The following is a 21,211-nucleotide window of genomic DNA, read 5'->3' on the forward strand; positions in this document are numbered from 1 at the left end:
GCTCACCCCCGGTTATATTCGTTGAGAAGGCCGGACAGTTTTTTAGCGAAACCGTCATCCATAATGGCTATTGCCACCCTGGCCTCTTTTCCCGTCGCATGTCCGAGATCGTGCCGGTCTCCAAAGACATGCAGCTCAACGTTAAAAGATGCACATTTATCATTCAATTTTTTTGCCGTATTTTGTGAAGCATCATTAGCTAATATAACTAACTTTGCTTTTTTACTTCTAATTTCTTTTACGACTAACTCTTCACCAGATATAGTTTTTCTAGCTCTAGTTGCAAGTCCTAATAATTGAGTAATTTGTTGTTCTAAATTCATTTCAATTTTTCTCTTTCGATCATGACTATTAACTCGTCATAGATTTCATTTGGTATGCTTGCTTCTAAATGATTTCCTAAAGAATTCTTCTTCTTTGCTTGGTTAACTGCTTCTACAGTTTTAGAGACATACGCGCCGCGACCAGATTTCTTTCCAGTCGGATCCACGCTAACCTCGCCTTCTTTCGAACGAACTACTCGAATCATTTCTTTTTTAGGAAACATGTCTCCAGTAGCAACACATTTTCGTAATGGGATTTTTTTTTGAGTGGCCATACTAAATCAGCCTCCTATTCTTACTCTTCGTCTTTGTAAAAATCAAAATCATCCATATCGTTTTCTAATTCTTCTACAATTAGTTGCGGAGAATTCTCGTTAGGATAAATTCCTAGTTCTCTAGCATCCGTCTCACTTTTAATGTCAATTTTCCAACCTGTTAGCTTAGCTGCAAGTCTTGCATTTTGACCTCTTTTACCAATAGCGAGAGATAGCTGATAATCCGGGACTACTACTGTAGTGGATTTTTCCTCTTCATTTACTTGAACGTCTAAAACTTTCGAAGGACTAAGTGCATTTGCCACGAAAACTACCGGATCTTCTGACCATTCCACAATGTCAATTTTTTCTCCGCTTAGTTCGTTGACAATCGTTTGAACACGAGCACCTTTCGCACCTACACATGAACCAACTGGATCAATTTCATCGTTATGAGCGAATACAGATATTTTCGAACGATCTCCAGCTTCACGAGCGATAGATTTAATCTCTACAATACCTTCGAAAATTTCAGGCACTTCCATCTCAAATAAGCGACGAAGTAATCCTGGATGTGTTCTAGAAACAAACACTTGTGGTCCACGAGTTGTACGTTCAACCTTTGTAATATAAACTTTGATACGGTCATGAGGACGATAAGTTTCAGTCGGAATTTGTTCGTTTACTGGTAAAACAGCTTCCACTTTCCCTAAACCTACATAAATATTGCGAGCATCAAGTCGTTCAACAATACCGTTTACTATATCATCTTCACGATCAACATACTCTTCATATATTAACCCACGCTCTGCCTCACGTACTCGCTGAGTCACCACTTGTTTTGCTGTTTGTGCTGCAATACGTCCAAAGTTACGTGGAGTAACTTCTTCCTCTACTACATCTCCAAGAGCATAATGTGGGTTAATAGCTTGTGCATCCTCAAGAGAAATCTCCAGTCTGCTATCACTAACTTCCTCTACTACATCTTTTCTAGAATAAACTAACATAGAACCGTTAGCTAAATTGATATCCACTCGAACATTTTGAGCTTGATTGAAGTTTCTTTTGTATGCCGTAACTAATGCAGCCTCAATCGCCTCCATTAAGACATCTCTTGAAATTCCTTTTTGCTTCTCTAGCGCAGTTAACGCATCTAATAACTCACTACTCACAGCTGTCACTCCTCAATATACATTATGCAGAGAAATCGATTGCTAAACGAGCAAGCGCAATTTTCTCTTTTTCAATTTGAATTTTAACTCTTCTTGTTTTGATGCGAACTTCTATTAAAGCGCCTTCTTCAGCAGAATAAGAAAGTAATGTTCCTTCAAACTCTTTAGCCCCGTTAATTTGCTCATAAGTTTTAATGAAAACATATTTCCCTATAGCTGAGATAAAATCAGCTTCTTTCTTTAAAGGACGCTCTGCCCCAGGCGAGGAAACTTCTAAAAAATAATTTTCCTTAATAGGATCTTCTTCATCCAATTTTTCACTTAGCTTATTACTTACTTGGGCACATTGCTCAATATCAATGCCACCAGAAGGTGTATCAATATATACACGTAAAAACCAATCGCGACCTTCTTTAACATATTCAACATCAACGAGCTCCAAGGTCATCTCTTGCAAAATAGGTAAAACAAGCTCTTCAATTTTACTAGTTATATTACTCATAAAGGCCTCCCTACACAACCATGATTTTCTATATAACAACAGAAAAGAGCGGGAAATCCCACTCTTTCGTCACAGAACTATGAAACATTGGTAGTTTTATCTTACCATACCATAGGTTTGTTTGCAAATTAGTGACTAAAACAGAGATAGCTGATTCGCGTCAGGTAGCCCTTCTAGGCAACCCATCGAGTCCAGATACTCAATAATCGTTTTGGAAACTTTACCTCTTTGCTGCAAATCCTCTTTAGATAAGAACTCTCCATTTTGTCTAGCATTTACTATTTGAACAGCAACGTTCGTACCTAAGCCTGGAACGGCATCAAATGGAGGTATTAAAGTATTCCCTTCAATAGTAAATTCATGTGCCTTAGATTTATAAAGATCAATCTTTTGCATTCTAATTCCTCGCTCAGACATTTCCAGAGAAAGCTCTAATACAGTCGCCAAGCTTTTTTCTTTGTTAGATGCTTCTAATCCCTTTGCATTAATTTCATCTAACTTAGCTCGAATTGTATGTGAGCCATTTACAATAGAGATTAAATCAAAATCGGATGCTCGTACTGTAAAATATGCTGCATAGTATAGTATTGGGAAGTGAACTTTAAAATATGCAATACGAACGGCCATTAAAACGTAGGCAGCAGCATGAGCTTTAGGGAACATATATTTTATCTTTTTACATGATTCAATATACCAGTTAGCTACACCTTTTGATTTCATTTCTGCTTCAAATTCTGGTGTTAGTCCTTTCCCTTTCCGCACAGACTCCATTATTTTAAATGCAAGTGAAGGATCTAAGCCTTGATAGATTAGATAAACCATAATATCATCACGACAGCCAATTACATCTGAAAGCTGACATGTTCCTGCTTGTATAAGTTCTTGTGCATTGCCCAACCAAACATCCGTCCCATGAGAAAGACCTGATATTTGAACAAGTTCTGAGAAGGTTGATGGTTTTGTTTCCTCGAGCATTTGTCTTACGAATCGAGTACCGAACTCCGGAATACCCAGCGTTCCCGTTTTACAATCAATTTGTTCTTCTGTTACTCCAAGAGTTTCTGGTCCACTAAAGATCTTCATAACTTCCGGATCATCCGTCGGTATCGTTTTCGGATCAATTCCAGAAAGGTCTTGCAGCATCCGTATAACGGTCGGATCATCGTGTCCAAGAATATCTAATTTCAGTAGATTATCATGGATGGAATGGAAGTCAAAATGCGTCGTTTTCCACTCTGAATCCTGTGCATCTGCCGGAAACTGAATTGGTGAAAAATCAAATATATCCATATAGTCAGGTACAACAATAATACCTCCTGGATGCTGTCCAGTTGTACGTTTTACACCTGTACATCCTTGTACTAAGCGATCTATTTCTGCTCCACGTAATGATATATTATTATCATTCATATAACCTCGAACATATCCATACGCTGTCTTTTCCGCTACTGTTCCTATAGTACCTGCTCGGAATACATACTCTTCCCCAAACAGCTCTTTTGTATAGTTATGTGCTGTTGGTTGATATTCTCCACTAAAGTTTAAGTCAATATCAGGAACCTTATCTCCTTTAAACCCTAAGAATGTTTCGAAAGGAATATCTTGTCCTTCCTTAACGTAAGGAGTATCACATTTTTCACAGTTGGCATTGGGAAGGTCAAATCCAGATCCTACAGAACCATCTTGGAAAAATACAGAATGTTTACAGCTAGGACAAATATAATGAGGAGGCATAGGATTTACTTCAGTTATCTCCATCAAGGTTGCGACAAGTGATGAGCCTACAGATCCACGGGATCCAACCAAATAACCATCATCTAAAGATTTCTTCACTAGTTTGTGAGAGATTAAATAAATAACAGCAAATCCATGTCCAATAATAGACGTAAGCTCTTTTTCAATACGTGCCTCAACTATCTCTGGCAATTCCTCACCATAAATTTCCCTAGCTTTCGTATAGGTTAACTCTCTAACTTCGTCATCTGCTCCTTCAATTTTTGGAGTATAAAGATCGTCTTTGATTGGCTTAATGTCTTCGATCGAATCTGCAATATTGTTAGGATTCGTAATGACTATTTCTTTTGCCAGCTCTTCTCCTAAAAACGAGAAGGAATCTAGCATTTCATTGGTAGTTCTAAAGTGAACCTTTGGTAGCTCATGACGATTTAAAGGATTTGCTCCCCCTTGAGAATTCACCAAAATTTTGCGGAACATTGCATCCGTCTCATGTAAATAATGTACATTTCCAGTAGCAACAACTGGTTTCCCTAACTTTTTCCCTACTTTAATCAGCTTGCGAATAATGTCTTCTAAGTTCCATTCATCTCTTACTAGTTCCATTTCAATTAAATGAGCGTACACTTCTTTAGGATGTACCTCTAAATAATCATAGAACTTGGCAATTTCTTCAACTTGCTCCAAAGGCTTTTGCATAAGCCCTTCGAAAACCTCTCCACGATCACAACCAGAGCCAATTATTAACCCTGCTCTATGCTTTTGAAGCACCGAACGTTTAATACGTGGCACGCGATAGAAGGTAGTTGTATGGGAAAGGGAAACTAATTTAAATAGATTCTTTAGACCCTCATCGTTAACCGCTAAAATAGTACAGTGTGATGGTCTTGCTCGTTTGTAGGAATCACCTTGCCCAATATGCTTATTGAAGTCATCAAGATAATGAATGTCTTGTGCTTCAGCTTCTTTTAATAAATGCAATAAAAGATAACCTGTTGCCTCACAGTCAAAGATCGCTCTATGGGCTTGGGTTAATTCGATATTAAATTTTTTCGTTAGTGTACCTAGTTTATGTGTTTTCATTTCCGGATGTAAAAAACGAGCTAGTTCTAATGTATCGATAACTGGATGGTCAAAATGGTTAATATCGCATTTTCGATAACCCTCATACAAGAAGCCCATATCAAACGACGCATTATGCGCAACAATAATCCCGTCACCGATAAATTCATGAAAATCTCTAATAACATCCTCTATCTCTGGAGCATTACGAACCATATCATCCGTGATACCAGTTAGCTCAATTGTTGTTGCGGACAAAGCATGATGCGGATTAACAAATCTTTCAAATTTGTCAATAATAGTACCGTTGTGCATTTTTACTGCTGCAAGCTCAATGATCTTATCATAAGTAGCAGATAACCCTGTCGTTTCTACGTCAAAGACAATATACGTAGCATCTTCCAGTGCAATATGTTGTTCGTCATAAGCTATTGGCACTCCATCGTGAATTAGATTTGCCTCTAAGCCGTATAAAATTTTTATACCATTCTTCTTACCAGCTGCATACGCCTCTGGGAATGATTGTACATTGGCATGATCAGTAATCGCTACTGCTTTGTGCCCCCATTTGGCTGCTTGAGAAACTAGAGCTGAAACAGAAGAAACAGCATCCATTTGACTCATCGGGGTATGCATATGTAACTCCACTCGTTTTTCTTTTGAAGTATCATATCTTAGTACTGGATTAATCTCACACATATCTTGAGCCATTACGATTAAATCGCGCACAAATGTATCATTTTGCACGGAGCCTCTTACTTTTATCCACATTCCCTTTTTAAGACGTGCCATCATTCCGGCGTCTTCTTTGTCTCTTGAGAACATTTTAACTAGAATTGAATCTGTGTAATCCGTCACTTTTGCAGTTAATAGAGATCTTCCACTTCTAAGCTCTTTAACCTCCACGTCAAAAACAAAGCCTTCAATCGTAACTCTACGCTCCTCGTCCTGAATAGAACGTATTTCCACGCTCGCCTCTTCTTTTTTCAAAGGGGTACCTAGCTGGAATGGTCCATCTTCTCCCGCATCTCCACTATCCTGACGTTGAGATTCTCTCTTTTGTAAATCAACTAAAGCTTTTTTCCCTAGCTCTTCTTCTTCCATTCTTCTTTGTTCTAAGAAGGCAACTTGGGCTTCTGCTAGTGCTTCGGTATCCTCAACCAATTTAAAATCTATTGCGAGTTTAGGAAATCCAAAGCTTTCATACACATTTGAAATGTGTTCGATATATTTTTTTTTGAATGTACGGAGCTGTAAATCCTGCCCACAAGTAAGCTGTATCATCTGTCCATTCCACTCTGGCTCCTGACCTAGCAAGCAATCTTTTAACGGAGGAGCCATATCGCTCATTTCTTTTAAGACACTTGTCCAGTACGCTTTTACTAGCGGTTCAGAGACTTCTGGATTTTCGCTTTTTATATTTAAATAAACAGTTGCTATACCCTGAAATTTTTCTTGTAGTCTTGTTTGGAATTTAGTATAAACCTCAATCGGAAGAATGTTTGCTAAATTGATTTGAAAATGCCATTGTCTTTGCTTTTTATGGACCGTAAATCTGGTAATAGAAGCATTCTCAAAATGCTGTACAAAAGCATCTTCAGTCAGCTCTAGTTGTTGCAGCAATAAATGCATTCTCATTTTGCCATCTTGCATCTTAGCTATTCCCCCTTCTTTTAAAAGTTATTTTCTATTTATTTAATTTCTTTTCTGTATGATTGTAGGGTTAGGCGGCGACTTCTGTGGGATGAGTAACAAATAAGACATAAAAACTGCGCACATAAGCGACGGGTAATAGCTTATCGCTCACCCCACGGAAAGCGTCCTCCGAAAGCGAAATTTAATTCTACTTTATTTGAAATGCATATAGATTTCAAAAAATTGATTCCTTTATAATATGAAAGAACAATTTACAGAAAAAGAAAGGAAGTTCAGCTACTCGAACTTCCTCCCTAACGTAATTTTATCAAAACCACAAATAAATAGTTCTTCCATTTTCTCACAAAATTATTTTAAAAGAAGAATCTTTGAATATCATTCCAAGTGACTACAACCATCAATACCATAAGAAGCATGATTCCTACAAAATGAACCATTCCTTCTTTTTGTTTGTCGACTGGTTTTCCTCTAATTGCTTCAAAAAGGAAGAACAACAATCTTCCTCCATCGAGGGCTGGTAATGGTAACAAATTCATAATCCCAAGATTTATGCTTAAAATAGCTGCCCAGTACATTAGGTTATATACGCCTAATTGCGCGACTGTTTCCGTCGCTTTATATATTCCCACTGGACCAGACAAGTCATCAATAGAAAAGGAGCCAGTAACTAATGTACCTAAGATAGTAAATATTCTTTTAGTCCATTCATAGGTTTGTTCAGCCCCAAAGACAATTGCCCCAATTGGATTTTTTTCTAAAGGACTCTTATATTGAACACCAATTTGGGCAACCTTACCCGCTTCGGTAGCTACTTCCTTCGGAGTTACAATTAATTCTTCCTTAGTACCATCTCGATCTATCACGAAGGTCATCGGTTCGTTAGCGCTATCTCTAACGGCTAGCGATAGTTCTTCCCATTCGGTAATTGGCATTCCGTCAATCTCTTTAACTAAATCTCCATCTTTCATTCCTGCTAACGCTGCTGGACTATTATCTGCAACTGTTGTAATAATAGGCTCGTTAGTTGGAATTCCCTGAAGTAATCCTAAAGCTAGGAATATAAAGAATGCTAATATAAAGTTAAACAAAGGTCCTGCGAAAATCGCCATAGAACGTTGTCCAACTGTTTTGGAACCGAATTGTCGATCATAAGGAGCGATAAAGGTTTCTGTATTATTTTCAATAATAACAGCATTTCTTGCAACTTGATAACGAACTAAACGCTCTTCTTCATCGTAGCCTTCGATATACATTTCTTTCATCAAATCAGATCTTTCTACTTCTAGAAAGAGCATATCAGGGAATTGTTTGTTCTGGTTGAGTACAATTTGATCTATTTCATTGTTCTCATTTACGCGAACACCTAGACGGTATCCAGGCTGTAATTCTATGGAATCTAAATCTTCTCCAGCCATCCGTACATAACCACCCAAAGGTAATAAACGGATTGTATACAGTGTTTCCCCTTTTGTCATACCAAAAATTTTAGGTCCAAAACCAATGGCAAATTCTCTAACCATTATTCCAGCTTTTTTTGCAAAAATAAAATGCCCTAGTTCATGAAAAAAAACAATACTACCAAATATGATTATAAACGCAATGGCTGTTTCCATTATACCCCACCTTTTTCTCCTGCTTGTCTTTCCTCAATACATCATTTTACCATGTTTTGTACACTTTTTCTCGTTTGGCTATCAACAAATAATATAGTATCTAAATCTGGTGAAGAAACATTCGAATGCTCGTCCATTGCTCGCTCAATTAATTCATCAATTTCTAAGAATGTAATCTTTTCTTTTAAAAATAGACTAACTGCTGCTTCATTAGCCGCATTTAATACAGTTGTCATTGTTCCGCCTGCTCGTCCTGCGTCAATCGCCAGCTTTAATGCATGATATCTCTTGTAGTCCATCTCTTGAAAATGAAGCTTGCCAATTTCCGCTAAGTTTAATCGGTGTGCATTTGATCGTTCTAGACGATCTGGATAGGACAACGCATATTGAATAGGCACCCTCATATCCGGCGTCCCTAATTGGGCTATAACACTAGTATCTTTAAATTCAATCATGGAGTGGATAATACTTTCACGATGTAATAACACTTCAATGTCATCATAGGAAATATCAAAGAGGACATGAGCTTCAATTACTTCCAACCCTTTGTTCATCATCGTAGCTGAGTCAATCGTAATTTTTGAACCCATTGACCAGTTAGGATGGTTTAACGCTTCTTTGACAGTGACACTTTTTAATTCTTCACGTGTTCGATCTCTGAAGCTACCTCCAGATGCAGTAATAATAAGCTTTGAAACCTCGCTTTTCTTTTCTCCATTCATCGCTTGGAATAGCGCAGAATGTTCACTGTCAACAGGCAGGATTGGCACATTATATTGTTGGGCAGCTTGCATAACTAAATGACCAGCCGTAACCAATGTCTCTTTGTTTGCAATAGCAATGGTAATTCCCTTTTTAATAGCTTCTAATGTTGGTCTTAAACCTACACTCCCTAAAACCGCATTTACTAGAACATCCGCGTTCGTATGAGCTGCAACTTGTATCAAGCCGGCATCTCCAAAAACTACTTCTATTTTTGGATATTCTTGTTGCAGTAAAAGTGCATCTTCTTCTTTTTGTACAGATACAACTTCTACATGAAACTCATTTAGTATCTTTCTTGTTTCTTCTATATTTTTACCTACCGAAAATGCAACTAATTGAAACTTATTTGGGTGCTCTCTTATTATATCCAAAGTTTGGAGCCCAATAGAACCAGTTGCACCTAATAAACTTATTCTTTTACCCATGAAATAATGTCGTCTCCCTTATATAAAATGTAAAAAGTGCAATAATGGCAAGACAAAAAGAAGACTGTCAAAGCGATCTAATATTCCACCGTGTCCAGGTAGTAGTTTACCTGAATCTTTTACATTAAAGTGTCTTTTAATACCCGATTCAACCAAATCCCCCAGTTGTCCAAAAATGGAGGCTATAATAGTAATCCCGATTAGGACAATGTATGAGGAAGTAAGTGGATTAATCCATTGGATAATTAGAGCAGTGATTATTGCCCATAGTATCCCTCCTACAAATCCTTCTACTGTTTTGTTTGGAGAAATCTCTGGCCATAGTTTTCGTTTCCCAATTTTTCTACCTGTAAAATAAGCACCTGAATCAGTAGTCCATACAATCAGTAACGCAAATATGAGATATGCCAATCCACTTTCTCGAGTTTCAATAAAATAATAAAAACCTATCCCTACATATAAAGTACTCACAAGCACGAAGGAGGCATCCTCAAATGTAAAACTGTTTTTCGTTAGCACAGTGAAAATAAGCAAGAGAAAAACAGCTACGAATACCCATTCGAGCTTTGTATGACCTGTAAGGTTAACTATATTTTCTGTATAAGCTGAAGGGAATAATAGTAAAAACAAAAGAAGTAGCGATATGATACCTGAAAAAGAAAAGAGACTTAAACCCTTCATTTTTAGTATTTCATATAATCCTACTGTAGCAATTGCGTATATAAGAACAGTAAATACAGGTCCTCCTAGCAGAACTATTGGAAGAAAGAGTGCTAAAGCGACGGCACCCGTGATAATTCTTGTTTTCAATTTGTTTCTTCCTCCTTAATTCCACCATATCTTCTATTTCGCTTTTGAAAGGTTTCAATAGCTTCTATCAAACATTCCTGATCGAAATCTGGCCACAATGTGTCTGTAAACCAGAATTCTGTATATGCGAGTTGCCAAAGCATGAAGTTACTTAAACGTACTTCCCCACTAGTTCTAATCAGTAAATCTGGTTCACTTAAATCTTTCGTCATTAAATAACTATTAATATTATTTTCTGTAATATCATTTATCTCCATATTACCTTCTTGAATATCTAGAGCAATTTTTTTTACCGCTTGAACAATTTCATCTCTGCTTCCATAGTTTAGAGCAAAGTTTAATATGAGACCGTTATTTTCGGCAGTTTGCTCCATTGCTTTTGTAACAGCCTTCTTAGTATGCTCTGGCAAAAGTTCAATATTACCCATCATTCTTACCTGAATATTTTGTTCCATTAACTCAGGTAGATAGGAGTTTAAAAATTCTTCAGGTAAACGCATTAAAAATTCAACTTCAATTTTAGGCCTTTTCCAGTTCTCTGTTGAGAATGCATATAATGTGAGCGTTTTTATACCCACTTCATTGGCAAATCTAGTTATTTTCCTTACAGTTTGCATTCCTTCATGATGTCCAGCTACTCTTGGCAAGGCTCTCTTTTTAGCCCATCTGCCATTACCATCCATAATAATGGCGATATGGTCTGGCAACTGTTCTTTTTGTGCATTTTCCACTCGTTCATTTAAATAGATACTTATCGCTTTATCATTTTTACGAATAAGTTTTTTTAGCATGCATTAACCTCCACTTTAAACCTTATCGAAGCATATAGTCTTATCATAACAAATAAAAACGAATATAAAAAGACGTCCTTCTAAAAGGACGCCTTCTTCGGATAAAGGTTCAACTGTACTACTTGCTAGAAGAGTATCTTAAACCTCTAGAATTTCTTTTTCTTTATCTTTAGTGATTGCATCGATTTTATCAATATTTGCATCCGTAATTTTTTGGATTTCTTCTGTGTAGCTTCTTAAATCATCTTCTGTGATTTCTCCAGCTTTCTCCATTTTTTTCAGGTCGTCGTTCCCATCACGACGTACATTACGGATATTTACTTTAGCTTCTTCAGCTTCTTTTTTAACTTGTTTTACTAATTCTTTACGGCGCTCTTCTGTCAGTGCAGGAATAGCAATACGAATAAGATTACCATCGTTTGTAGGAGTGATTCCTAAGTCTGATTTCATAATTGCTTTTTCGATATCTCCCAGAATGGATTTATCATAAGGTTGAATTGTTAGTAAGCGCGCTTCTGGTATCGATATACCAGCCATTTGGTTAATCGGTGTTGGCGCACCATAGTAGTCCACAGTAATTTTATCAAGTAAAGATGCGCTTGCACGACCAGCACGAATAGAAGCTAGCTCTCTTGTATACACTTGAATTGTTTTAGCCATTTTGTCTTTTGTTTGCTCTATTACTTGTTTCGGCATTATGAATTCCTCCTAACGACTGTTCCAATAGAGTCACCTAGGACAGCCCGTTTAATATTTCCATTTTCCATAATTGAGAATACAATAAGTGCAATATCATTGTCCATACATAAAGTGGAAGCCGTTGAATCCATCACCTGTAGGCCTTGCTGAATTACTTCCAAGAAAGACAATTCATCATATTTCACTGCTGTTTTATCCATTTTTGGATCAGCTGAATACACACCATCTACATTGTTTTTAGCCATTAAGATAACATCAGCTTCTATTTCAGCTGCTCTTAAAGCTGCTGTAGTATCAGTCGAGAAGTATGGATTACCCGTTCCCGCTGCAAATATTACTACACGTTTTTTTTCTAAATGACGAATCGCTCTTCTTCTTATGTACGGTTCTGCCACTTGACGCATTTCAATGGAAGACTGTACACGCGTCTCAACTCCACATTGTTCTAGAGAATCTTGCAGTGCCAATGAATTCATAACCGTAGCCAACATGCCCATATAATCGGCATTAGCACGGTCCATTCCCATCTCGCTGCCTATTTTACCTCTCCAAATATTGCCTCCTCCAACTACAACAGCAACTTCAACTCCAAGATCAACGACTTCCTTCACTTGTTCCGCTACTGATTTAATAATCTCAGGAGACAATCCAAAACCTTTTTCTCCAGCCAATGCTTCGCCACTTAGTTTTAAAACAATTCTTTTATATTGTGGTGTGCTCATAGATATCCTCCATCTCTTTTCTTGAAAAATAGGGAACACAAATTACGTGCTCCCTAGAGTTTTTCTATAAAATAAGAACAACATACGTTCTTACTATTTATTTTTTATTATTTACCTTTAACTTGGCTCATTACTTCTTCAGCAAAGTTATCTTCACGTTTCTCAATTCCTTCACCAACAGCGTAGCGTGTGAATGAAACTAGTTTACCACCAGTTGATTCCACAAATGTACGAACTTTTTGATCTGGATTTTTAACGAAAGATTGGTCTAATAAGCACACTTCTTCAAAATATTTACCAAGACGGCCTTCTACCATTTTAGCTACAATATTTTCTGGCTTACCTTCGTTTAATGCTTGTTCTGTTAATACTTTACGCTCGTGCTCTACTTCCTCAGCAGATACTTCATCACGAGAAATGTATGATGGGTTTAAAGCAGCAATGTGCATTGCAACGTCTTTTGCCGCTTGCTCATCAGTAGAACCTTCAAGTACTGTAAGAACTCCGATACGACCTCCCATGTGAAGGTATGGACCAAATGCATCCGCATCTGTTTTTGTTTCAATAACAAAGCGACGAAGAGTAATTTTTTCTCCAATTTTAGCTACTGCGTTAGAAATAGCATTTTCAACTGTAACGCCTTCTTCAATGTTAGAAGCTAATGCTTCTTCAACTGAAGCTGGTTCAGTAGTTAATAAATGAGAAGCTACTTGTTTAACTAATTGTTGGAAGCCTTCATTTTTGGCAACGAAGTCAGTTTCTGCGTTCATTTCTAATAATACAGCTTTATTGCCATCGATTTCGATGAAAGTTGTACCTTCAGCTGCGATACGATCAGCTTTTTTAGCTGCAGAAGAAAGACCTTTTTCACGTAAGAAGTCAATTGCTGCTTCTAAGTTGCCATCTGTTTCAACTAGAGCTTTCTTACAATCCATCATACCTGCGCCAGTTTTTTCACGCAATTCTTTTACCATTTGTGCTGTAACTGCCATTATAAATTCCTCCTAGTACAATTAAATGTCATTTTCTCAAAAAAAGGTGATAAGTGGTTTGGCCGCTTATCACCTGTTACTTACATGTGTCTTACTCAGCAGCAACTTCAGCTGAAGCTACTTCTGCATCTTCACCTTGTCTTGCTTCTAGTAATGCATCCGCCATTTTAGCAGTTAATAATTTCACTGCGCGAATTGCATCGTCATTTGCAGGAATTACATAGTCGATTTCATCTGGATCACAGTTTGTATCAACGATTCCTACTAATGGAATGTTCAATTTACGAGCTTCTGCAACTGCAATACGCTCTTTACGTGGGTCAACTACGAACATTACATCCGGGATAGCTTTCATGTCACGGATACCGCCTAAGAATTTAACTAGACGTTCGTGTTCTTTTTTAAGTTGAACTACTTCTTTTTTAGGAAGTACAGAGAAAGTTCCGTCTTCTTCCATTTTTTCAATTGCTTTTAAGCGTGCTACACGTTTTTGAATTGTACCGAAGTTAGTTAAAGTACCACCTAACCAACGTTGGTTAATATAGTAGTTTCCTGAACGTTCTGCTTCTTCTTTAATAGCTTCTTGAGCTTGCTTTTTAGTTCCAACGAAAAGAACTTTCCCGCCATCTTGACCTACTTGGCGCATGAAGTCATAAGCTTCTTCTAATTTTTTCACCGTTTTTTGAAGATCGATGATGTAGATTCCGTTACGCTCAACAAAAATGTATTTTTTCATTTTTGGATTCCAACGGCGAGTTTGGTGACCGAAGTGTACACCAGCCTCAAGTAATTGTTTCATAGAGATTACTGACATTTTATTTCCTCCTGGTTTGGTTTAGTCTTCCGCATTCTTCATTTTTCATCGGCTACTCTTTTGTAAGAGCACCTGCCAATTCCATCAGAAATGCGTGTATATTCATACCGTCTTGTAATATACCATAGATATAATTAACTTTCAACTATTTTAATCCTGAAATTTCAAGAAGAGCTCGACTTCTGTCTTTCCAATTTGGAGCAACTTAGCTATTTCTGTAGGGTTTTTACCTTCTTCCGAATAATACAATACTTTTTCCTTTAAAGTAATAGGAATCTCTTTTTCTGGTAAATTGGAAGATTGAACATAACTACTAGCTGCCTTTTGTTTTGAAACTAGTGGTCTTGATATTATTAATGATTGGCTTTCCTCGTTTGAAGCAGATGAAATCTCTTTTTTAGCAATAGAGATTACTTCCTTCTTTTCAGAAGAGTAATTATTTTGTTCTTTGAGCTCATGTAAAAGGCGATCATTTTCGTCCTTGATTTCTGCAATGTAGGCACTAAAAGAATTTTCTATTTCTTTAATCATCTGCTCTTGCTTGTCTTCCATACCCTTATACTTAGACATTTTCATATTCAACAATGCGATGAAATAAAAACTAATTATTTGGAGTAGAAATAAAACTGTTAAAATTATAGACGTCATTTTTACTCCTATCCGCTAAAGTCTACAAAGTTACCTTTAAAGGGGTGCTTTGTCTCTTTATTTTCTTGTTCTTTTTTTTCTCTTTTTTCATTTTCTTGCTCAGTTTGTTGCTTTGAGCCTTGTTCGGCGTCTGCTTCTATATTATTGGATTTAATAACTGTTTCTCTATTTCTCTCAATTTGCCTTTCAGTTGCAGCTTGAGCATTCGCTTGGTTTATAGCACTTTGTTGCTGCATTTGCTCAGACATTTTACCCGCATCAAATGTTTTCGGTATAGCAATCTGTAGTTCAACAACTTTTAAGCTCATAGAATTTCCCTCCGCATATTATGAATTCATCATTTCACTTGCCAAAAGCTTCCGAAGCTTAAAAAGAGCCTTGGAATGTATTTGAGAAATTCTGGAGGTTGATAGGCCTAACATTTCACCTATAACCGTCAAGGTTAACTCTTCAGTATAAAATAAGCTTAAAACTAATTGTTCGTTCTCATTTAAGTGTTGAATTTGGTTCACTAGGTCATTAAGTAACTCGCCCTTGACAAGCTGCTGCTCAGGCGTAGTCTGCGTATCATCTCTAATGACAAATGCTTTATTATCCATTTCGTCTTGGTCATGTAGCTGTTCATCGATCGATAGAACATTAGAGAAGAAATGCTCCTGCACTGTCTGATAAACTTCTTCAACCGAAACCTCAACAAATTGTGCTATTTCCTCAGGTGTTGCATGACGCATTAGTTTTTGTTCTAGCTCTTCAATCTTCTGGTCTAGCTTTTTTGCCTTTTCACGTGAGGACCTTGGTAGCCAGTCTTCTTTTCTCAAGCCGTCTATTATTGCACCTCTAACACGAAAGGATGCGTACGTATCGAACTTTAAATCTCTGGAATGATCAAATTTATTTAAAGCATCAAAAAGTCCCATCATACCAAGGCTTTTCAGTTCATCTCTTGAAACATTTTGAGGAATGCCAGCTCCAATACGCTGCACATGATAGGTTACAAGAGGAGTATATTTTCTTAGAAGTAAATCTCCTGCTTGAGGATCCTTGCTTTCTGTCCATTTCTTCCAAAGGAGCTGCTCCTCTGTCGAATTTAGTTTTGACACAATAATCCCCCTTTCGACCTTTTCCATTATATATATGGATATTATACCAAAATTTCGTATAAAAAGGGGAGGCGAAAATATATCGCCCCCCATTTATGATTCATTATTTATCATGTTTTTTATAATGTTAGCGTATTCTTTTGATGAATCTATTGGTGAGGAAGTGGTATTTTGAGATAAAAGGACCTCTTCCTCTACTTTTTTAGTTTTATCTTCTAGAACATATGATATAGCCGCTCTTCCAAAAAAGGCTAATATAAAAAATAATAGTGCACATATAAGAGATGGTATTAAAATTACAATCCCTTCTACAAAGGGGTATGAAAAAAGAAAGTAACAACTAAATGCAAGAAGAGCTACCCAGCAATTAAATAAAATTGAACCTGCCATTAAATGTTTCTCACTCCCTGATTTACTGTTCTAACGTTCAATAGCTTTGTGGATGGATCAAACTCAATAGTACGTCCACTATTTCCCCCAGTATCTTCAGATATAATGGGAATAGAGTATTTGTGTAAATACTCTTTTACTGCCTCCACATTTCTAGGACCTATTCGCATAGTATCTCTACTGGAAGAGAATTGGAACATTTGAGCACCGCCAGCTATTTTAGCGCGGAGTCTCGAAGGAGCCAACCCTTCCATTTTTAATAGTTCAATAAGCGCTGGTATACCAGTATCAGCAAATTTGGCTATATTAATCTTTTCAGATCTTCCTAAACTAGAATTCGGAAGCATTACATGCACCATGCCGGCTGTTTGATTTCTATCATCGTAAAGAACAACTCCTACACATGAACCCAATCCAGATGTCCTTATCGTATGTGGTGCCTTTGCTATATTCATATCAGCTATCCCGACTTTTACTACGTGACCAATTTGACTTTGTTCAATCATATTATTCTACTCCTAATGCTCGGAAAATAGCTTGAAATGAATCCGGCTCTGGCAATAAAAAGAAATGACCATGAACAATTTTACCACTCTCATCTTCATCTTCATGAATAGCGGTATCGATCACAATGACATAATCACTTACTTGTGAAAGCTCTACAAGCCCAAAACTTATGATAGCTCCCACCATATCAACGCAAAGTGCTGGAACTGTTGGATAAATACTAAGTTTAGTGAAATCGGACAACGCAGACAAATATGAACCGGACAAGATATTTCCTAGCTCCTGAAGCGCAGACGCTCCCATCTCTGTAACCTGTCCCTTTTCAAAGTCTAAACTTTCATCTTGGATCAATCTTCTGATGAATTGGTTTGCCTGCTCAACGGGTAAAACAAAAAACATACTACCATTGACATCTCCATCGATGCGAAGATAGATACCAGCAACTACGCTTTCTGCTCCACCAGCAAGATCCATCATTTCATCAAAAGTTACCATCTCAACTTTAGGGACATTCATGTCTATTTTCTTATTTAACAAGGTAGATAATGCAGTAGCAGCATGCGCTGCACCAATATTACCTATTTCCCTTAATACATCAAGATGCATAGACGTAATCTTATTTTCAAACATATACTAAGCTCCAGCCTTAATAGGATTTAATACTAAGTCAAGATGTAGTAAAATCAACAAACGTTTATCAATTTTAGTAACTCCTGCAATAAAATCTTGTTCTAATCCTCCTACTACTTCTGGCTGAGGCTCTATGGAGTCCATCGGTATATCTAATACATCATTTGCAGAGTCCACGATTACTCCAACATTCATATCCTCTAAAGAGATAATAATAATTCGAGAAGATTCATCTAACGTGCTCTCTCCTAGATTGAATCTGCTCTTTAAGTCAATAATAGGTGTAACTACACCACGAAGATTAATAACTCCTTTTACAAATGAAGGAGTTTTTGGAACTCTAGTTATATGGATTAGTTTTTCAATTCCTTGGACTTGACTAACAGGAATAACATATTCTTTGTCAGCTAACTGAAAAACAACTACTTTTAAGTTTTGTAAATCTAAAGCTTCTGCCATTGTTTCTCCTCCTTACATAATTAACGCGTTACAATCTACTATAAGAGCCACTTTTCCATTTCCTAAAATAGTTGCACCTGAAATAGCAAATACACTAGACAAATAGGTTCCTAGAGATTTTAGAACAATTTCTTGTTGACCAATGAATGAGTCTACAACAAGACCAGCCATTTTATCCCCTTTGCGAACTAAAACAACTGAATGGAATTCTTCTTCCTTGTGTGCTCTAGGTACTTCAAACACCTCTTCTAAAAAGACAAGTGGAACGACCTTCCCACGGAAATCAATTACTTTTTGATTGTGTGCGTTCAAAATGTCAGAAGATCGGATGATAGCAGTTTCAATGATAGAAGAAAGAGGAACAGCATAAATCTCTTCACCTAGCTCTACTAACATAACTGATATAATAGACAATGTTAAAGGTAATTGAATAGAGAATAAGGAGCCTTTCCCTTCTGTTGACGAAATCTCAATTGAACCGCCTAAAGATTCAATGGTTGTTTTCACTACGTCTAATCCTACACCACGACCAGATACATCGGATATGACTTCCGCAGTTGAAAAACCAGAAGATAAAATTAGCTCTGCTACCTGTTTATCCGACAATAAAGCAGCAGCTTCTGGCGTAACAATATTTTTAGCTATAGCTTTTTTCAATACTTTTTCTCGACTTATACCTGCTCCATCATCCTCGATTTCTATAAACACATGGTTTCCGCTGTGATAAGCTCGAAGAACTACGGTACCTTCCTCAGGCTTTCCATTTGCCTTACGAATCTCAGGACTCTCAATACCATGATCTAACGAGTTTCTAATGAGATGAACAAGGGGATCCCCGATTTCATCAATAACTGTACGATCTAGTTCCGTTTCTGCTCCAATGACTTGGAGATTGATTTTTTTGTTTAAATCTCTAGCTAATTGTCTAACCATTTTAGGGAATCGGTTAAAGACCGTATCTACAGGTACCATACGCATGTTAAGAATGATGTTTTGCAAGTCTCCTGTAATTCTAGCCATTCGTTCTACAGTCTCTTCTAATTCACTATCATGCAGGTTTTCTGAGATAGATTGAAGTCTACCTCTATCGATTACTAGCTCTTCAAACAGGTTCATCAAAATATCTAATCTCTCGATATTTACTCTGATTGTTTTGTTACCATGGGTTTGCCCATTTTTAGGTGATGATTGCTTTTCTTCCGCTTTTTTCACTTCTGAAGAAGGTTTTTCCTCAATCTTTATCTCTTCTTTTTTACTCTCTTGCTTCTCAAACTCTTCGTTTTGACGAGTTTTTAGCTGCTCTATACTAACCGGATTTACTATTACCTCTGTAACTTCCGATACTTTCATCAGTTTCTTTTGAACATCTTCTTGCTCTTCAGTCGTAACAATTGCAATGTAGAACTGTTCATCAAAGTCTTCATCCTCTAATCTTTCAACTGTAGGTGAGGATTTGATAACATCACCCATTTTTTCTAAGAGCTCAAACACCATATAAACACGTGCAGCTTTTAACAAGCAATCCTCACGTAGCTTTACCGAGATTTCATATGTAAAATAGTTTTGCTCCGCCGATTGTTGAAGAACAGTCATTTCATAGTCGTCATAGGATAAAAAATTCTGGTGTTTTTCATTGTTATCTACTTTACTCATAACAGTAGCTGCAACTTCCATTTCACCTTTTTCGATTAAATGAAGTTTTCGAACGGTTTCTTCAACGTCTAGCTTGCCATCTCCACCATCCGCAATATTAAAAACCATTTCTTCCAGTTGATCGACTGCAACAAAAACTACATCAAGTAATTCCGGTGTAACATCTAAACGACTGTTTCTAATTTCATCGAGAACATTCTCCATTTTATGCGTTAAATTGGCAATATCCTCGTATCCCATCGTTGCAGACATACCTTTTAATGTGTGGGCAGAACGAAATACCTCATTTACGATTGAAAGATTTTGAGGATTTTTCTCTAGCTCAAGCAAATGATCATTACAAGCTTGTAAATGCTCCTTACTTTCTTCAATGAACATCTCTAAATATTGATTTGTATCCATGAACTTAACACCCCTTTAAGGCAAGTATTGTATTATTGTGTTTGCAATTTTATCTAAATCAACTACATCATTTACTAATTTTGTTTCCACCGCTGCCTTAGGCATTCCATATACAATGCACGTACTTGCGGATTCAGCTATAGCAACTACATTTCCCATCTTCTTTAATTGCTTGAGGCCATTGGAGCCATCTGACCCCATTCCTGTCATAATGACTGTAATTTTATCAAAATCATTATACATACTATTATCTTCTAAGAGTACGTCTACAGATGGTCTATGCCCTCCTCTAGGTGGTTCAATGTCGTCTAGTTTAATCGTATAAACACTTCCTGTTTTTTGAACTCTCATATGAAAGCCACCTGGAGCAATATAAGCATGGCCATCTCGAATGATATCCCCTTGCTCGGCCTCTTTCACCTCAATTTCGGATAGTTGATTTAGTCTATCCGCTAGTGATTTAGTAAATCCTGCAGGCATATGTTGAACGATGAGAACAGGTGCCTTCATATCTTTTGGTAAGTTAGGTAGAACTTCTTGTAATGCTCTCGGACCTCCCGTGGAAGTACCAATCAAAACCATCTTTTTTTTGTTTTTGTTCCATGAATGCTTAATTGGTTGTATTTCTCTTACCTCTTGCTTGTTTGAAGGTATTAATGCACGTGTTTTTATTTTCGTAATAGGAATGGTTGCTGCATGCTCTACCTTTTCAACCAATTCATCTTTAATCTTATGTAAGTCTAGTGAAATGGTACCGCTTGGTTTAGCTACAAAATCTACTGCTCCATATTCTATAGCAAGCAATGTACTTTCTGTTCCCCGTTGGGTATTGCTAGACAGCATGATAACTGCAACAGGACTTTCAGACATGATTTGCTTTAAAGCCTCTAGTCCATTCATTTCTGGCATCTCAACGTCCATAGTAACTACATCTGGTCGAAGTGATTTAATTTTTCGAATGGCATCGGCACCATTGCGCGCGATACCGACTACCTCGATTAGGGTACTTTCCTTAAAAAAATCTCCTATCAATTTGCGCATGAAGGCTGAATCATCTACTATAAGTAATTTTTTTTTAGAAATCATGC

General features: G+C 37.1%; 22 protein-coding genes. All 22 read right to left on the reverse strand.

Going from position 1 to position 21,211, the window contains the following annotated elements; translation table 11 throughout:
* Positions 1-2: 2 nt before the first annotated feature.
* The 22 genes from D0S48_RS05270 to D0S48_RS05375 all read right to left on the reverse strand — a co-directional run bounded on the left by D0S48_RS05270 (position 3) and on the right by D0S48_RS05375 (position 21,209).
* Positions 3-323 carry a YlxQ family RNA-binding protein gene (locus D0S48_RS05270; protein ID WP_144538092.1) on the reverse strand — a complete coding sequence of 107 codons (321 nt, stop codon included), beginning with the start codon at positions 321-323 and terminating at the stop codon, positions 3-5.
* On the reverse strand, positions 320-598 hold the full coding sequence (rnpM, locus tag D0S48_RS05275; RefSeq protein ID WP_144538091.1) for an RNase P modulator RnpM: 279 nt from the start codon (positions 596-598) through the stop codon (positions 320-322). The genes D0S48_RS05270 and rnpM overlap by 4 nt, the downstream gene beginning before the upstream one ends.
* A 20-nt stretch (positions 599-618) precedes the next feature.
* Complete coding sequence (gene nusA / locus D0S48_RS05280) at positions 619-1,749, reverse strand: transcription termination factor NusA (protein WP_144538090.1); 1,131 nt, start codon at positions 1,747-1,749, stop codon at positions 619-621.
* A gap of 22 nt (positions 1,750-1,771) precedes the next feature.
* Positions 1,772-2,251: a ribosome maturation factor RimP gene (gene rimP, locus D0S48_RS05285; RefSeq protein ID WP_144538089.1), complete on the reverse strand. Its 480-nt coding sequence runs from the start codon at positions 2,249-2,251 to the stop codon at positions 1,772-1,774.
* A 135-nt stretch (positions 2,252-2,386) separates the two neighbouring features.
* Positions 2,387-6,700, reverse strand: coding sequence for a PolC-type DNA polymerase III (locus D0S48_RS05290; RefSeq protein ID WP_370455727.1), 4,314 nt, complete (start codon positions 6,698-6,700; stop codon positions 2,387-2,389).
* A gap of 356 nt (positions 6,701-7,056) precedes the next feature.
* Positions 7,057-8,316 carry an RIP metalloprotease RseP gene (gene rseP / locus D0S48_RS05295; protein ID WP_144538087.1) on the reverse strand — a complete coding sequence of 420 codons (1,260 nt, stop codon included), beginning with the start codon at positions 8,314-8,316 and terminating at the stop codon, positions 7,057-7,059.
* Positions 8,317-8,357: 41 nt separating this feature from the next.
* Entirely contained in the window at positions 8,358-9,506 is a 1,149-nt protein-coding gene (dxr, locus tag D0S48_RS05300) for a 1-deoxy-D-xylulose-5-phosphate reductoisomerase (protein ID WP_144538086.1), read from the reverse strand.
* Between the two features lie 18 nt (positions 9,507-9,524).
* On the reverse strand, positions 9,525-10,316 hold the full coding sequence (locus D0S48_RS05305; RefSeq protein WP_151110513.1) for a phosphatidate cytidylyltransferase: 792 nt from the start codon (positions 10,314-10,316) through the stop codon (positions 9,525-9,527).
* Positions 10,313-11,107 (reverse strand): undecaprenyl pyrophosphate synthase, encoded by a 795-nt coding sequence (locus D0S48_RS05310; RefSeq protein ID WP_151110515.1) that lies wholly within the window; start codon positions 11,105-11,107, stop codon positions 10,313-10,315. Before D0S48_RS05310 ends, D0S48_RS05305 begins: the two co-directional genes overlap by 4 nt.
* A gap of 138 nt (positions 11,108-11,245) precedes the next feature.
* Positions 11,246-11,803, reverse strand: coding sequence for a ribosome recycling factor (gene frr / locus D0S48_RS05315; protein WP_144538083.1), 558 nt, complete (start codon positions 11,801-11,803; stop codon positions 11,246-11,248).
* Entirely contained in the window at positions 11,803-12,528 is a 726-nt protein-coding gene (gene pyrH, locus D0S48_RS05320) for a UMP kinase (RefSeq protein ID WP_144538082.1), read from the reverse strand. The genes frr and pyrH overlap by 1 nt, the downstream gene beginning before the upstream one ends.
* Positions 12,529-12,635: 107 nt before the next feature.
* A complete protein-coding gene (gene tsf / locus D0S48_RS05325; protein ID WP_144538081.1) occupies positions 12,636-13,520 on the reverse strand; it encodes a translation elongation factor Ts in 885 nt (294 codons plus the stop codon).
* A 91-nt stretch (positions 13,521-13,611) separates the two neighbouring features.
* Entirely contained in the window at positions 13,612-14,334 is a 723-nt protein-coding gene (rpsB, locus tag D0S48_RS05330; protein ID WP_144538080.1) for a 30S ribosomal protein S2, read from the reverse strand.
* Positions 14,335-14,484: 150 nt separating this feature from the next.
* Complete coding sequence (locus tag D0S48_RS05335; protein WP_151110517.1) at positions 14,485-14,982, reverse strand: hypothetical protein; 498 nt, start codon at positions 14,980-14,982, stop codon at positions 14,485-14,487.
* 8 nt (positions 14,983-14,990) lie between these two features.
* Positions 14,991-15,290: an RNA polymerase subunit sigma gene (locus tag D0S48_RS05340; RefSeq protein ID WP_144538078.1), complete on the reverse strand. Its 300-nt coding sequence runs from the start codon at positions 15,288-15,290 to the stop codon at positions 14,991-14,993.
* An 18-nt stretch (positions 15,291-15,308) separates the two neighbouring features.
* On the reverse strand, positions 15,309-16,109 hold the full coding sequence (locus tag D0S48_RS05345) for a FliA/WhiG family RNA polymerase sigma factor (RefSeq protein ID WP_144538077.1): 801 nt from the start codon (positions 16,107-16,109) through the stop codon (positions 15,309-15,311).
* A gap of 66 nt (positions 16,110-16,175) precedes the next feature.
* A complete protein-coding gene (locus D0S48_RS05350) occupies positions 16,176-16,472 on the reverse strand; it encodes a hypothetical protein (RefSeq protein ID WP_144538076.1) in 297 nt (98 codons plus the stop codon).
* Complete coding sequence (locus tag D0S48_RS05355; protein WP_151110519.1) at positions 16,472-16,978, reverse strand: chemotaxis protein CheD; 507 nt, start codon at positions 16,976-16,978, stop codon at positions 16,472-16,474. Before D0S48_RS05355 ends, D0S48_RS05350 begins: the two co-directional genes overlap by 1 nt.
* A 1-nt stretch (position 16,979) precedes the next feature.
* A complete protein-coding gene (locus D0S48_RS05360) occupies positions 16,980-17,609 on the reverse strand; it encodes a chemotaxis protein CheC (RefSeq protein ID WP_144538074.1) in 630 nt (209 codons plus the stop codon).
* A gap of 3 nt (positions 17,610-17,612) precedes the next feature.
* Positions 17,613-18,068 carry a chemotaxis protein CheW gene (locus D0S48_RS05365; protein WP_144538073.1) on the reverse strand — a complete coding sequence of 152 codons (456 nt, stop codon included), beginning with the start codon at positions 18,066-18,068 and terminating at the stop codon, positions 17,613-17,615.
* 12 nt (positions 18,069-18,080) lie between these two features.
* Entirely contained in the window at positions 18,081-20,123 is a 2,043-nt protein-coding gene (locus tag D0S48_RS05370) for a chemotaxis protein CheA (protein WP_151110521.1), read from the reverse strand.
* A 15-nt stretch (positions 20,124-20,138) separates the two neighbouring features.
* Complete coding sequence (locus D0S48_RS05375; RefSeq protein ID WP_151110523.1) at positions 20,139-21,209, reverse strand: protein-glutamate methylesterase/protein-glutamine glutaminase; 1,071 nt, start codon at positions 21,207-21,209, stop codon at positions 20,139-20,141.
* Positions 21,210-21,211: the final 2 nt, after the last annotated feature.

This window comes from Psychrobacillus sp. AK 1817 (genome assembly GCF_008807035.1).
In the GTDB taxonomy this organism is placed as follows: Bacteria; Bacillota; Bacilli; order Bacillales_A; family Planococcaceae; genus Psychrobacillus; species Psychrobacillus faecigallinarum.